At 63.2% G+C, this 13,139-nt stretch carries 13 protein-coding genes; all 13 read right to left on the bottom strand.

Features of this window, described 5'->3' with window-relative positions:
- Positions 1-42 precede the first annotated feature (42 nt).
- Positions 43-822, bottom strand: coding sequence for an enoyl-CoA hydratase (locus tag ACSQ8Y_RS27230; protein ID WP_436269504.1), 780 nt, complete (start codon positions 820-822; stop codon positions 43-45).
- A 76-nt stretch (positions 823-898) separates the two neighbouring features.
- Positions 899-2,095, bottom strand: coding sequence for an acetyl-CoA C-acyltransferase (locus ACSQ8Y_RS27225; protein WP_436269503.1), 1,197 nt, complete (start codon positions 2,093-2,095; stop codon positions 899-901).
- Between the two features lie 40 nt (positions 2,096-2,135).
- A complete protein-coding gene (locus tag ACSQ8Y_RS27220; RefSeq protein ID WP_436269502.1) occupies positions 2,136-2,633 on the bottom strand; it encodes a PaaI family thioesterase in 498 nt (165 codons plus the stop codon).
- Between the two features lie 12 nt (positions 2,634-2,645).
- Positions 2,646-5,045, bottom strand: coding sequence for a 3-hydroxyacyl-CoA dehydrogenase/enoyl-CoA hydratase family protein (locus ACSQ8Y_RS27215; RefSeq protein WP_436269501.1), 2,400 nt, complete (start codon positions 5,043-5,045; stop codon positions 2,646-2,648).
- Between the two features lie 17 nt (positions 5,046-5,062).
- Positions 5,063-6,853, bottom strand: coding sequence for an acyl-CoA dehydrogenase C-terminal domain-containing protein (locus ACSQ8Y_RS27210; RefSeq protein WP_436269500.1), 1,791 nt, complete (start codon positions 6,851-6,853; stop codon positions 5,063-5,065).
- A gap of 98 nt (positions 6,854-6,951) precedes the next feature.
- The gene (locus tag ACSQ8Y_RS27205; RefSeq protein ID WP_436269499.1) at positions 6,952-7,539 is read right to left on the bottom strand and encodes a TetR/AcrR family transcriptional regulator; all 588 of its coding nucleotides are present in this window, start codon (positions 7,537-7,539) and stop codon (positions 6,952-6,954) included.
- Positions 7,540-7,765: 226 nt separating this feature from the next.
- Positions 7,766-8,143 carry an RNA-binding S4 domain-containing protein gene (locus ACSQ8Y_RS27200; RefSeq protein WP_436269498.1) on the bottom strand — a complete coding sequence of 126 codons (378 nt, stop codon included), beginning with the start codon at positions 8,141-8,143 and terminating at the stop codon, positions 7,766-7,768.
- Positions 8,144-8,145: 2 nt separating this feature from the next.
- Complete coding sequence (gene clsB / locus ACSQ8Y_RS27195) at positions 8,146-9,309, bottom strand: cardiolipin synthase ClsB (RefSeq protein ID WP_436269497.1); 1,164 nt, start codon at positions 9,307-9,309, stop codon at positions 8,146-8,148.
- Between the two features lie 7 nt (positions 9,310-9,316).
- Positions 9,317-10,123, bottom strand: coding sequence for an endonuclease/exonuclease/phosphatase family protein (locus tag ACSQ8Y_RS27190; RefSeq protein ID WP_436269496.1), 807 nt, complete (start codon positions 10,121-10,123; stop codon positions 9,317-9,319).
- A 115-nt stretch (positions 10,124-10,238) separates the two neighbouring features.
- On the bottom strand, positions 10,239-10,481 hold the full coding sequence (locus ACSQ8Y_RS27185) for a DUF2442 domain-containing protein (RefSeq protein WP_436269495.1): 243 nt from the start codon (positions 10,479-10,481) through the stop codon (positions 10,239-10,241).
- Positions 10,474-10,719 carry a DUF4160 domain-containing protein gene (locus ACSQ8Y_RS27180; protein ID WP_436269494.1) on the bottom strand — a complete coding sequence of 82 codons (246 nt, stop codon included), beginning with the start codon at positions 10,717-10,719 and terminating at the stop codon, positions 10,474-10,476. The genes ACSQ8Y_RS27185 and ACSQ8Y_RS27180 overlap by 8 nt, the downstream gene beginning before the upstream one ends.
- Positions 10,720-10,818: 99 nt before the next feature.
- Positions 10,819-11,271: a dihydroneopterin triphosphate diphosphatase gene (nudB, locus tag ACSQ8Y_RS27175; protein WP_436269493.1), complete on the bottom strand. Its 453-nt coding sequence runs from the start codon at positions 11,269-11,271 to the stop codon at positions 10,819-10,821.
- A 47-nt stretch (positions 11,272-11,318) separates the two neighbouring features.
- Positions 11,319-13,124: an aspartate--tRNA ligase gene (aspS, locus tag ACSQ8Y_RS27170; RefSeq protein WP_436269492.1), complete on the bottom strand. Its 1,806-nt coding sequence runs from the start codon at positions 13,122-13,124 to the stop codon at positions 11,319-11,321.
- Positions 13,125-13,139: the final 15 nt, after the last annotated feature.

Here is a 13,139-nt window from a genome sequence, read left to right as displayed (position 1 = left end):
GCGCGGCACAGCAGGATCAATAAGCAGGATCAATAAGCAGGATCAATTGAACTTGCTGAAGTCCGGCTTGCGCTTCTCGAAGAAGGCGGTGAAGGCTTCCTTGGCTTCCGGCGCCAGCAGCATTTCGCCGAACAGCAGGCCTTCGGTCTGGATCACCGCTTGCAGCTCGGTGGCGCGGCCGGATTTCATCAGGCGCTTGGTGTTGCGGATCGATGTGGCGGGCATGGCGGCCAGCTTGGCGGCCTGGCCCTGCGCGTAGGCCAATACCTCGGCTGCCGGCAGCACCTTGGAGACCAGACCCATGTCGTAGGCTTCCTGCGCCAGGAAGGGCTCGCCCAGCATCAGCTTCTCGGCCGCGCGCGCGTGGCCGGCGATTTGCGGCAGCAGCACGCTGGAGCCGAATTCCGGGCACAGGCCGAGCTGCGCGAACGGCACAGAAAACTTGGCCGTGTCGGCCGCGTACACCAGGTCGCAGTGCATCAATAGCGTGGTGCCGATGCCGATCGCCGCGCCGGACACCGCCGCCACCACCGGCTTGCTCGCGCCGCTCAGCGCGCGCATGAACTGGAACACCGGACGGTCGGTAAACACCGCCCCTTCAGCCGGCTTGGACGTCTTCAGGAAGTCGTCCAGGTCGTTGCCGGCGGTGAAGATCTCCGGCTTGCCGGTGATCAGGATGGCGCGCACGGAGGCGTCCTGCTCGGCGTCGTTGATGGCGTCGGCCATGGCTTGGTACATCACGGTGGTGATGGCGTTCTTGCGCTCCAGGCGGTTGAATTCGATGGTGAGGATGCCGTTGGCCTTGCTGCTCAGAATATCCATGTCTTATGTCTCCGTAGAATGTGAAAAAAGGCGCCGGGGTTGTGCCACGGCGCCTTCAATTCGATATCAGCGATGCTTATACGCGTTCGATAATACCGGCTGCGCCCATGCCTGCGCCTACGCACATGGTGACCATGCCGTATTTGAGGTTGTTGCGGCGCAGCGCGTGCACCACGGTGGCGGCGCGGATAGCGCCCGTGGCGCCCAGCGGGTGGCCCAGGGCGATCGCGCCGCCCATCGGGTTGACCTTGCTGGTATCCAGTCCCAGGTCGCGTATCACAGCCAGTGCTTGCGCTGCGAACGCTTCATTCAATTCGATCCAGTCCAGCTGGTCCTGGGTCAGGCCGGCGGCTTTCAGGGCCGCTGGAATCGCCACTTTAGGGCCGATGCCCATGATTTCCGGCGGCACGCCGCGCACGGCGAACGAGGAGAACTTGGCCAGCGGGGTCAGGTTGTGCTCGCGCAGGATTTTTTCGGAAACGACGATCAGCGCGCCGGCGCCGTCGGACATCTGCGACGACGTGGCGGCGGTGACGGTGCCCTTGGCGGCGAAGACCGGCTTCAGCTTGCCCATGGTTTCCATGGACGCGTCGGCGCGGGCGCCCTCGTCCTTGTCGACCACGCGCTTGGAGACCTTGATCTCGCCGGTGCGCAGGTCAGGGGTGCGGGTGATGATTTCAACCGGGGTGGTTTCGTCCTTGAAGAAACCGGCTTCCTGGGCGGCGATGGCCTTGCGGTGCGATTCCACGCCGAACGCGTCCTGGTCTTCGCGCGAGATTTTCCATTGCTGCGCCACTTTTTCGGCGGTCAGGCCCATGCCGTAGGCCAGGCCCACGTTCTCGTCCTTGAAGGTGTCCATGTTGATCGACGGGTGGTGGCCCATCATCGGCACCATGGACATCGATTCCACGCCGCCGGCGATCATCACGTCGGCTTCGCCAACGCGGATGCGGTCGGCCGCCATGGCCAGGGCGGTGATGCCCGAGGCGCAGTAGCGGTTCACGGTGACGCCGCCCACGGTGTTCGGCAAGCCTGCCAGCACCACGGAGTTACGGGCGATGTTGAAGCCCTGCTCGGCTTCCGGGAAGGAGCAGCCGATGATGGCGTCGACGATCAGCGCCGGGTCCAGGCCGGGCACGGCGGCCATGGCGCCGCGGATGGCGGCGACCAGCAGGTCGTCCGGACGGGTCTTGTTGAACATGCCGCGCGGCGCTTTGCCGATCGGGGTGCGGGTCGCTGCGACGATGTATGCGTCTTGAAGTTGTTTGCTCATTTTCTGCTTTCGAATATTGTGTGATCGATTAGCGCTGTCTTTATCGCTTGGCCGAGAGATACCAGTCCACCTGCACTTGCGCCGCCAGCGTGCCGTGCTCGTCGAAGATGTCGACGTTGACCGGGAACGCCACCTTGCCGTCCGCCGCCAGCTGCGCCTTCAGCGCGGCCAGGTCGCCCGGCACGCGGCCGCTGGCGCGCGTGGCGCCCTTGGCCAGCTTCTGGTACTGGATGCGCGATTCCTTGGCCACCGGCCGCATGTCCGCGATCAGTTCCGCGAAGCCGCCCGCCATGGCCGCGCCGGAGGCCGTTTCGGCCAGCGTGAACAGGGCGCCGGCGTGCGGCGTGCCGAGGTGGTTGTGCAGCCTGGCGTCGTCCGGCATGGACACCTCGGAGCTGCCGCTGCCTATGCTGTCGATGCGGATGCCGAGCAGCTTCACCAGCGGCAGGGTATCCATCATTTGCTGCTTGATACGGTCATAAACCATGCTCGGTTTCACTTTCAGCAGGACTTTAAAGGCCAGCGACAGGATGGACATGCTCTCAAAGGCTTAGTTGCGGACCGGCTTGCCGGTCTGCAGCATGCCCATGATGCGCTCTTGCGATTTCGGATGGTTCAGCAGTTCCAGGAAGGCCTTGCGTTCCATGTCCAGCAGCCACTGCTCGCTCACCACGCTGCCCTGGTCGATGTCGCCGCCGGACACGATTTCAGCAATCATGTCGCCCAGCTTGAAGTCGTGCGCCGAGATGAAGCCGCCGTCGCGCATGTTGACCAGCTGGCCCTTGATGGTGGCCCAGCCGTAGCGGCCGGTCACGGTCACCGGGCGCTGGATCGGTGCGCGGTAGCCGGCGTCGAACATCGAACGCGCGGTCACCTTGGCCACGTGCAGCAGCTCGTAGGCGTTGAAGACGATGACGTCGTCTTCCTTCAGGTAGCCCATGGCCTTCGCTTCCAGCGCCGATTTCGACACTTGCGCGGTGGCCGCGTTGGTGAAGCCGGTTTTCAGGAATTGCAGGATGTCGTTGCCCTTGGCTTCCTTGAAGGCGCGTACTGCCGCTTCCTTCAGGCCGCCGCCGGCAGGGATCAGGCCCACGCCCACTTCGACCAGGCCGATGTAGGATTCGATCGACGCCACGCGCTTGGATGCGTGCAGCATCATTTCGCAGCCGCCGCCCAGCGCCAGGCCCGCCACCGCAGCCACGACCGGCACGTTGGAGTACTTCATGGCCTGGAAGGTGTCTTGCAGTTCCTTGATGATAGGGTCGACCGCCTTGGCGCCGCCCTGCATGAACGCAGGCATGGCTTCCTGCAGGTCGGCGCCGGCCGAGAAGGCGCCGCCTTCGGCCGCGTCCGCGCTCCAGATCACCATGCCCTTGAAGTTCTTGCCCGCTTCGGCCAGGCCCAGCTTGATGCCGTTGATGACGCCCTTGCCGATCACGTGCATCTTGGTCTTCAGCGACAGCACCAGCACTTCGTCGCCGGAGTGCCACAGGCGTACCGATTCGTCCTCGAACACGGTGGTGCCGGCCTTGGTGCCGTCCACTGCGCCGGTGCCGAATACCTGTGCGCGGAATTCCTGGCGCTGGTACACGCCCAGCGTCGAGCGCGGCACGTAGCTGTTCGAGGCGGAGGAGTAGGAACCTTCAGCGGTGTGCACGCCCTTCTCGGCGACCTGGCCTTCGAAGACCCATGCCGGCAGCGGCTCGCCGCACAGCGCCTGGCCGGCGTCGATGTCGGCTTTCACCCACTCGGCGATCTGCGACCAGCCGGCGGCCTGCCAGGTTTCGAACGGGCCGGATTTCCAGCCGAAGCCCCAGCGCAGCGCGAAGTCGATGTCGCGCGCGTTGTCGGCGATGTCCTTCATGTGCACGGCGATGTAGTGGAACACGTCGCGGAAGATCGCCCACAGGAACTGGCCTTGCGGGTTGGTCGATTCGCGCAGCGCCTTCATCTTCTTGACCGGATCCTTTTCCTTCAGGATGCGGGCGATGATGTCGGCCGCCTTGGCGCCGCCGGCCACGTATTCGCCGGTGGCGAAGTCCAGGCGCATGATGTCCTTGCCGACCTTCTTGTAGAAGCCGCCGCCGGTCTTCGAACCCAGCGCGCCTTTTTCCACCAGCTTGCTCAGTACTTCAGGCGTCTTGTAGATGGCTGCGAACGGATCGTTGGGCAGGTAGTCCTGCATGGTCTTGATCACATGGCCCATGGTGTCCAGGCCGACCACGTCCGCCGTGCGGAAGGTGCCCGAGCTGGCGCGGCCCAGCTTGGAGCCGGTCAGGTCGTCGACCACGTCCACCGACAGGCCGAATTTTTCGGCTTCGTGGATGGTGGCCATCATGCCGAACACGCCGACGCGGTTGGCGATGAAGTTCGGGGTGTCCTTGGCGCGCACGACGCCCTTGCCCAGGGTCGAGGTCAGGAAGGTTTCCAGCTGGTCCAGGATCTCCGGCTTGGTGTCGCCGGTCGGGATCAGTTCCACCAGGTGCATATAGCGCGGCGGATTGAAGAAGTGCACGCCGCAGTAGCGCGCCTTCAGTTCGGCGTCGAAGCCTTCGGCCAGCTTGTTGATCGACAGGCCCGAGGTGTTCGAGGCGAAGATGGTGTTGGCGGCGATGTGCGGCGCGACCTTTTTGTACAGGTCGTGCTTCCAGTCCATGCGCTCGGCGATGGCTTCGATGATCAGGTCGCAGCCGGCCAGCAGGTCCAGGTTGTCTTCGTAGTTGGCAACCTGGATCAGCTCGGCGTCGGCCTTGTCGCCGAACGGCGCCGGCGACATCTTCTTCAGGTTCTCGATGGCGCGCAGGACGATGCCATTTTTAGGCGTCCCCTCCTTGCCCGGCAGGTCGAACAGCACGACCGGCACTTTGGCGTTGACGCAGTGGGCGGCGATTTGCGCGCCCATGACGCCGGCGCCCAGCACGGCTACTTTTTTAACGTTGAAATTGGTCATATCGGTCCTCTATCCTCTTAGAACAGGTCGGCGTCGAGCGCCATCAGGCTGGCGGCGCCAGAACGTGCCTGGCGGATCAGCGTTGCGGTTTCAGGCTGCAGGCGGGCGAAGTAGAAGCGCGCGGTCGCCAGCTTGGCTTTGTAGAAGTTGTCGCCGGAATCTTGCTTTTCCAGCGCGATCTTCGCCATTTGCGCGAAGAAGTAGCTGTACACCATGTGGCCCACGACGCGCAGGTAGGGCACGGCGGCCGCGCCCACTTCGTCCTGGTTCTGGAAGGCTTTCATGCCGATTTCCATGGTCAGCTTGCCGACCTTGTCGCCCAGGTCGCCCAGCGGGGTGACGAACTCGGACATCGCTTCGTCGGTGCCGTTTTCTTCCACGAAGGCGCGCACCTTGTCGCCGAACTTTCGCAGCTTGGCGCCGTTGTCCATCAGGATCTTGCGGCCCAGCAGGTCCAGCGACTGGATGGTGTTGGTGCCTTCGTAGATCAGGTTGATGCGCGCGTCGCGCACATACTGCTCCATGCCCCATTCGGAGATGTAGCCGTGGCCGCCGTACACCTGCATCGCTTCCGAGGTGGCGATCCAGCCGTTGTCGGTGATGAAGGCCTTGACGATAGGGGTCAGCAGCGCGACTTCGTCGGCCGCTTCCTTGCGCACTTCTTCGTCCGGGTGGTTCAGTTCGCGGTCGATCTGCAGCGCGATGTAGGACGTGAAGGCGCGCGCGCCTTCGGCGTAGGCTTTGCAGGTCAGCAGCATGCGGCGCACGTCCGGGTGCACGATGATAGGGTCGGCTTGCTTGTCCGGCGCCTTCACGCCCGACAGGGAGCGCATCTGGATGCGGTCCTTGGCGTAGGTCAGCGCGTTCTGGTAAGCGATTTCGGTCAGGCCCAGCGACTGCATGCCCACGCCCAGGCGGGCCGCGTTCATGAACACGAACATGGCGTTCAGGCCCTTGTTCGGCTGGCCGATGATCCAGCCCTTGGCGCCGTCCAGGTTCATCTGGCAGGTCGAATTGCCGTGGATGCCCATTTTTTCTTCGATCGCGCCGCAGGTGATCGGGTTGCGTTCGCCGACGCTGCCGTCTTCCTTCGGCAGGAACTTCGGCACCAGGAACAGCGAGATGCCTTTCGAGCCTTCCGGCGCGTCCGGCACGCGGGCCAGCACCAGGTGCAGGATGTTGTCGGACATGTCGTGCTCGCCGGCCGAGATGAAGATCTTGTTGCCGGTGATGGTCCAGGAGCCGTCCGCTTCGGGGATGGCCTTCGAGCGCAGCATGCCCAGGTCGGTGCCGCAGTGCGGCTCGGTCAGGCACATGGTGCCGGTCCATTCGCCCGACACCAGCTTAGGCAGGTAGACGCGTTTCTGTTCGTCGGTGCCGTGTTCCTTCAGGCACTCGTAGGCGCCGTGCGACAGGCCGGGGTACATGGTCCAAGCCTGGTTCGACGAGTTCAGCATCTCGTAGAAGGAGTTGTTCAGCACGACCGGCAGGCCCTGGCCGCCGAATTCGGGGTCGCACGCCAGCGCGGCCCAGCCGCCTTCGACGTACTGCTTGTAGGCTTCTTTAAAGCCTTTAGGAGTGGTCACGGTCTTGTTGACCGGATCATGGGTGCAGCCTTCGCGGTCGCCCGAGTGGTTCAGCGGGAACAGCACTTCCGAAGTAAATTTCGCGCCTTCTTCCAGCACCGCATTGATGATGTCGGCGTCGGTGTCCGCGTGGGCCGGCAGTTCTTTCAGCTGCTCTTCAACCTTCAAGAACTCGTGCAGCACGAACTGCATATCCCGGATTGGTGCGACGTATTGACCCATGATTTTCTCCTGATGGCGTATAACTGATAAGTAAAAGCTCGCCGCGGCGGACCGCGGTGGCTATGGCGTTCTGTCGTTTCCCACCGCGCCGGCCAAGGCTATGCGCGGTAGTTTTCAATCAATCGGTTGAAGCCTGTGCGGGCCCGGTCCACGCTGCCCGGCGTGCGCATGAAGCGCGCGTCGTGATGCACCGCTAAAATCAGGCCGTACATCTCGTACACCAGTTGCGCCGCGTCGCTGTCCTGCTTCAGGTCGCCGGTGGCGATGGCTTGCTCGACGCAGCGCGTCAATGCGCCTTGCCAGGCCGAGACCATTTTCACCAGCTCCTCGCGGATCGGGCCGGGGCGGTCGTCGTATTCGACGGCGCCGCTGATGTAGATGCAGCCCGAGTCGATCTCCTCGCTCACGCGCGAGATCCAGCGCGCAAACATCGCGCGCAAACGCGGCAAGCCGCGCGGCTCCTTGATGCTGGGGAAGAACACTTCCTGCTCGAAACGGTGGTGATACAGTTTCAGCACTTCCAGCTGCAAGTCCTCGCGCGAACCGAAGTGGGCAAACACGCCCGACTTGCTCATGTTCATCTTGTCCGCAAGCAAGCCGATGGTCAGGCCTTCCAGCCCGTCACGGCTGGCCAGCTCCAGCGCCATATCCAGAATGGCCGCACGAGTCAGCTCGCCCTTGCGCATAAATTTGATTGAAGTATTAATAGTTGCCACTCAAAGTTGTTATCCAGGTCAGGAGTTCTATTTTCACCCACCTGGATTTTCTTCGTGTGAAAAGAATTGCGAACGCTCGTACTATTATCCAGCGGGGGTTAAATGTCAAACGGCTTCGTTAGAGGCGAACCACTATTGGTGCGGCGCAGCAAGGAATAAAGGGGGCGATTCCCCTTATCCCCCCCTTATCCCGCCCTTATTCGTCGCGGAAGCGGCCCAATTCCCGGCGGTCGCGCTTGGTGGGGCGGCCTTTGATGTCGGCGCCCGGTTCGTGGAAGAGTTTGCGTTTTTCTTGCTGCGCAATACGGCGGGCGATGCTGGCCTCGCTTTCCTGGTACAGCAGGCGCGCCACGGGGGCGCCGCCGCGCTTGTCGGAAATACCCAACACGCGCACCTCCCACTCGTCGGCGCCGTTGTCTATGGCCAGCATGTCGCCCAGGCGCAGCACGCGCGACGGTTTCACGCGTTCGCCGCCGACCTTGACCTTGCCGGTCTCGACGGCGTCCTGCGCCAGGGAACGGGTTTTGAAGAAGCGCGCGGCCCACAGCCATTTGTCGATGCGTACGGTGTCCATGTTCAGGCGTATTTCCCCACGGCGAAAATCCGCATCAGCAGCTTGTAGAACACGAAGGCGATCTCGTAGCCGATGCGGCGGAAGCGGCCCACGTGGGCAAAGTCGTCCGCGTGGATGACGACGCCGTCGGCGATGCCCTGCTCGATGTGGGCGCGCAGGCTGCGCGCGAACTCGGCGTCCTTGATGACGACGTTCGCTTCCTGGTTCAAAAACAGGCTCAGGCCGTCGACATTGCTGGAGCCGACGGTGGCCCACTCGTCGTCGATGACGGCGACCTTGGCGTGCAGCTGCGTCTTGTGATATTCCACCACCTTGACGCCGGCCGCCAGCAGCTTGGGATAGAAGGAATGGGCCACCGCGTCCTGCAGCCAGATCTCGCCGACGCCGATCAGCAGCACCACCTCCACGCCGCGCTGGGCGGCGCGCGCCAGCGCGTGGCGGAATTTGCGGCCGGGCGCGAAATAGGGATTGGCGATCAGCACGCTTTTCTTGGCGCGGCCCAGCGCCTGCAGGTAGGCGCGCTGGATGGTGGCGCGGTTGCGCAGGTTGTCGCGCACCACGAAGCCCGCCTGGACCGAGCTCTGGCGGGCGATCTTGTTGACCTTGCGCGCTTCGTTGTACAGGCCGATGCGCTTGATGATGCTCATCCGGCCCAGGCGGCGCCATTGCGTCTCGGCCTCCTGCTGGATGGAGGCCACCAGCGGCCCGCGCACGGCCACCGCGAAGTCCCAGCGCGGCGCGGCCAGGCAGACGGCCGGGTTGGTGTCGCAAAACATGTCATCGTTGATGTTGATGCCGCCGACGAAGGCGACCTCGCGGTCCACCACGCAGATCTTGCGGTGCGTGCGGGTCACGCCGCGCCGGAACCAGGGATTGAAGATGCGGTGCTCGACCTTGGCCGCCACCAGCTGCTCATGGATGCTGTAGACCTGGCGGTGGCCGGTGCCGAACCAGTCGGTGATGACGCGCACCTGCACCCCGCGCCCCGCGGCGCGTTTGAGCGCGTCGAGCACCAGCTGGCCGGTGCGGTCGCCGGAGAAGATGTAGGTCTCGAAGTAAATCTCGTACTGCGCCGCGTCGATCGCCTCCGTCAGGGCCGGGAAGAAAGCGGTACCGCAGTGCAGGAGTTTGACTTCGTTGTCGGCAATGAAATTAACGGAGCGCATACGCCTGTCAGTTCAGTCCCAGGGTCGCCACGATGGGCGAATGGTCGGACAGCTTGGCCCACTCCGAACCGGACAACACCTGGGCGGACTCCACGCTGAAACCGCGCACGTAGATGCGGTCCAGGCGGAAGAAAGGCAAGGCGGCCGGGAAGGTGCGGGCAGGATGGACGGCCGCCTGGCGCCGCGCCAAGGTACGGACCAGGTCGCCCAGCGGGGACGGCGGGCGGATCTCGTCGAAGACCTCGACCACGCCCAGCGCCTTGCGCAGCGTGGCGCTCAGGGTGTTGCGCCAGTCGTTGAAATCGCCGGCGATGATCACCGGCTCGTTGTCGGGCGCCGTTTCCTTGACCGCCTCGATCAGGGCCTGGGTCTGGCGCGTGCGGCCCGCTTCGAACAGGCCGAGGTGGACCACGTAGCAATGCACCGGTCCTTGCGGCGTGTCGACGATGCAGTGCAGGATGCCGCGCGCCTCGTAGGCGTGGTCCGAGATGTCGGTGTTGGTCCACTTGGCGATGGGAAAATTGCTCAGCAGCGCATTGCCGTGGTGGCCGTGGTCGTACTTGGCGTTCATGCCGTACACCGAGTGGCGGTTCTCGCCGAAGAACTCGTGCTGGGCCGTGGTGGGCCAGTGGCGGTGGCCGTGCAGCTCCTCGCCGAACTTCTCGGCGATGCGGTCGTGCTTGCCCTGCACCTCCTGCAGGAAGACCACGTCGGCGTCGAACTTGCCGATGGCCAGCTTGAGCGCATGCACCCGCGGATGGGAGCGGTAGGACATGCCCTTGTGGATGTTGTAGGTGGCGACACGGATTTTCATGAATTCATTCTACTCCCAACAGCACGCTTGCCATGCGGCTATTGTGCGTTGCCGGTTCGGTACGACAGCCAACAGACTCGACTCAAGTCTTGATGGGCGACACTGTGCTCATGCGTTATGGAGAACCTTGGCGTCCGTACTCCCTGAGCAGATGCTGAACGCTAAGATCCTCATCCAGAGCTTCCCAGTGCAAACCGCTGCCATTGCCGCTAATCAAATAAGCGGCGCGCTGAAGCGGCTGCGCCTGCATCAGGCGAGCAAAAGCACTGAGGGGCACCTCCAAGACCAGCCCGCCCCTCAAATGAACCCACATCTTGTCATCATCGAACGTCAGGTATTCCGCACTTGGCTCATTCATGAAAAAACTCCTTCCATGCCCTTAGCATGATCGCTCGGTTTTCGCGCGCAACGCGTCCTACTTCGCGCAACTCCGCCGCAGACAAGCCATGTACATGCTCAACTGCGACGTCAGGCTCAAGCCACAATTTTGCGGTGTCACTTCCCCGTCGCACGTGGATATGCGGAGGCTCGCGCGGCTCTCCTTCATTCGAATAAAAGAAGAACACATACGCTTTGTAACGCAGCACGACCGGCATGGCAAGCTCCGCCTGAAGGGACAGAAAGCCATACTAGTACCTGAGTTGCTAGCGCAGTTTGCGCAGGCGCAAGATGGCGTCGGACAGGAAACTGCCGGCTTACACGATCTGGCGCGGCAGTTGCAGGATGGCTTCGGCGTTGGAGGAGGAGAAGCAGCGGTCGGCCGCTTCCAGGTAGGGCAGCCAGACATATTGCACGTGCTCGCGCGGGGCCAGCACGATGGGGATGTCGCGCGGGACTTCGACGCTGAACACGTGCTCGGTGTTCTGCGTGACGCCGGGCGCGTAGCGGTGGCGCCAGACCGGGTAGATCTCGTAGATGTTGGACAAATGCCAGTCGCGCAGCACGATGCGTTCGCCGTCGGCGACGATGCCTGTCTCTTCAGACAGCTCGCGCGCGGCGGTCTGCGCCAGCGGCTCGTCCACGGCGTCCAGCGAGCCGGTGACGGATTGCCAGAAGCCGGGCTTGTCGGCCCGCTCGATCAGCAGCACTTGCAGGTCGGCCGTGTGGATCACCACCAGCACCGACTCGGGTATCTTGTAGGGCTTCATAGGACCTGTAAAAGAAAAGGCGCCGAGGCGCCTTTTCCATTGCTACATTAGCCAGCCACTTTCGGCTCGGCCGCGCGCAGGCGGATGTGCAGCTCTTTGAGCTGCTTCTCGTCCACTTCGGACGGCGCTTGCGTCAGCAGGCACTGGGCGCGCTGGGTTTTCGGGAAGGCGATCACGTCGCGGATCGAATCGGACTTGGTCATCAGGGTCACGATACGGTCCAGGCCGAAAGCCAGGCCGCCGTGCGGCGGCGCGCCGTATTGCAGCGCGTCGAGCAGGAAGCCGAACTTCAGGCGGGCTTCGTCGGCGTCGATCTTCAGCGCGCGGAATACTTTCGACTGCACTTCTTCGCGGTGGATACGGATCGAACCGCCGCCCAGTTCCCAGCCGTTCAGCACCATGTCGTAGGCCTTGGCGATGCAGGCGCCCGGATTGGTTTCCAGCATGTCTTCGTGGCCGTCTTTCGGCGCGGTGAACGGGTGGTGCGTCGCGGTCCAGCGGTCGCCTTCCTCGTCGTATTCGAACATCGGGAAGTCGATCACCCACAGCGGCGCCCAGACGTCGTCGAACAGGCCGGCTTTCTTGCCGAACTCGGAATGGCCGATCTTCACGCGCAGCGCGCCGATGGCGTCGTTGACGACTTTTTCCTTGTCGGCGCCGAAGAAGATCAGGTCGCCGTCCTGCGCGCCCGTCAATTCCAGGATGGTGGCCAGGGTGGCATCGTCGATGGTCTTGACGATAGGCGATTGCAGGCCGTCGCGGCCTTTCGCTTTTTCGTTGACCTTGATGTAGGCCAGGCCCTTGGCGCCGTAGATCGCCACGAACTGCGTGTAGGCGTCGATTTCCGAACGCGGCATCGAACCGCCCTGCGGCACGCGCATGCCGACCACGCGCCCGTTAGGCATGTTGGCGGCGGCGTTGAAGATCTTGAACTCGACGTTCTTGACCACTTCGGTCAGTTCGGTGAATTCCAGCTTGACGCGCATGTCCGGCTTGTCCGAACCGTATTTGCCCATGGCTTCGTAGAAGTCCATGACCGGGAAGGGGTTGGGCAGGTCGACGTCCATGGTGTTCTTGAACACCAGGCGGATCATGTCCTCGAACAGGTCGCGGATCTCCTGTTCGTTCAGGAAGGAGGTTTCGCAGTCGATCTGGGTGAATTCAGGCTGGCGGTCGGCGCGCAGGTCTTCGTCGCGGAAGCACTTGGTGATCTGGTAGTAGCGGTCGAAGTTGGCCACCATCAGCAGCTGCTTGAACAGCTGCGGCGACTGCGGCAGCGCGAAGAAGTTGCCCGCGTTGACGCGCGACGGCACCAGGTAGTCGCGTGCGCCTTCCGGGGTCGACTTGGTCAGGGTCGGGGTTTCGATGTCGATGAAGCCCAGCGCGTCCAGGTATTTACGCACTTCCATCGTCACCTTGTAGCGCAGGCGCAGGTTGTTCTGCATCTGCGGACGGCGCAGGTCCAGCACGCGGTGGGTCAGGCGGGTGGTTTCGGACAGGTTGTCGTCGTCCAGCTGGAATGGAACTGCCACGGAGGCGTTCAGCACTTCCAGTTCGGAGCAGATCACTTCGATCTTGCCCGACTTCAGGTTGTTGTTGACGGTGCCGGCCAGGCGGTCCTTGACCACGCCGGTCACGCGCAGGCAGTACTCGTTGCGCACGGATTCGGCGGCCTTGAACACTTCGGCCTGCTCAGGGTTGCAGACGATCTGAACCAGGCCTTCGCGGTCGCGCAGGTCGATGAAGATCACGCCGCCGTGGTCGCGGCGACGGTGTACCCAACCGCACAGGCTGACGGTTTGGCCGAGCAGGGCTTCAGTGGTGAGGCCGCAGTAGTGAGTGCGCATAGACATGGTTATTTCTCAGTT

Origin of the sequence: Pseudoduganella sp. LjRoot289 (genome assembly GCF_964252925.1) — a bacterium.
In the GTDB taxonomy this organism is placed as follows: Bacteria; Pseudomonadota; Gammaproteobacteria; order Burkholderiales; family Burkholderiaceae_D; genus Rugamonas.
The sequence above is the reverse complement of the archived record's forward strand: the minus strand, read 5'-3'. Positions and strand labels throughout refer to the sequence as shown.

Coding starts and splice junctions, on each gene's coding strand:
- ACSQ8Y_RS27180 (WP_436269494.1), bottom strand. CDS start 10,719: ATGCCGGTCGTGCTGCGTTACAAAGCGTATGTGTTCTTCTTTTATTCG.
- ACSQ8Y_RS27225 (WP_436269503.1), bottom strand. CDS start 2,095: ATGAGCAAACAACTTCAAGACGCATACATCGTCGCAGCGACCCGCACC.
- ACSQ8Y_RS27190 (WP_436269496.1), bottom strand. CDS start 10,123: ATGAAAATCCGTGTCGCCACCTACAACATCCACAAGGGCATGTCCTAC.
- ACSQ8Y_RS27205 (WP_436269499.1), bottom strand. CDS start 7,539: ATGCGCAAGGGCGAGCTGACTCGTGCGGCCATTCTGGATATGGCGCTG.
- ACSQ8Y_RS27185 (WP_436269495.1), bottom strand. CDS start 10,481: ATGAATGAGCCAAGTGCGGAATACCTGACGTTCGATGATGACAAGATG.
- nudB (WP_436269493.1), bottom strand. CDS start 11,271: ATGAAGCCCTACAAGATACCCGAGTCGGTGCTGGTGGTGATCCACACG.
- ACSQ8Y_RS27215 (WP_436269501.1), bottom strand. CDS start 5,045: ATGACCAATTTCAACGTTAAAAAAGTAGCCGTGCTGGGCGCCGGCGTC.
- ACSQ8Y_RS27220 (WP_436269502.1), bottom strand. CDS start 2,633: ATGTCCATCCTGTCGCTGGCCTTTAAAGTCCTGCTGAAAGTGAAACCG.
- ACSQ8Y_RS27200 (WP_436269498.1), bottom strand. CDS start 8,143: ATGGACACCGTACGCATCGACAAATGGCTGTGGGCCGCGCGCTTCTTC.
- ACSQ8Y_RS27210 (WP_436269500.1), bottom strand. CDS start 6,853: ATGGGTCAATACGTCGCACCAATCCGGGATATGCAGTTCGTGCTGCAC.
- ACSQ8Y_RS27230 (WP_436269504.1), bottom strand. CDS start 822: ATGGATATTCTGAGCAGCAAGGCCAACGGCATCCTCACCATCGAATTC.
- aspS (WP_436269492.1), bottom strand. CDS start 13,124: ATGTCTATGCGCACTCACTACTGCGGCCTCACCACTGAAGCCCTGCTC.
- clsB (WP_436269497.1), bottom strand. CDS start 9,309: ATGCGCTCCGTTAATTTCATTGCCGACAACGAAGTCAAACTCCTGCAC.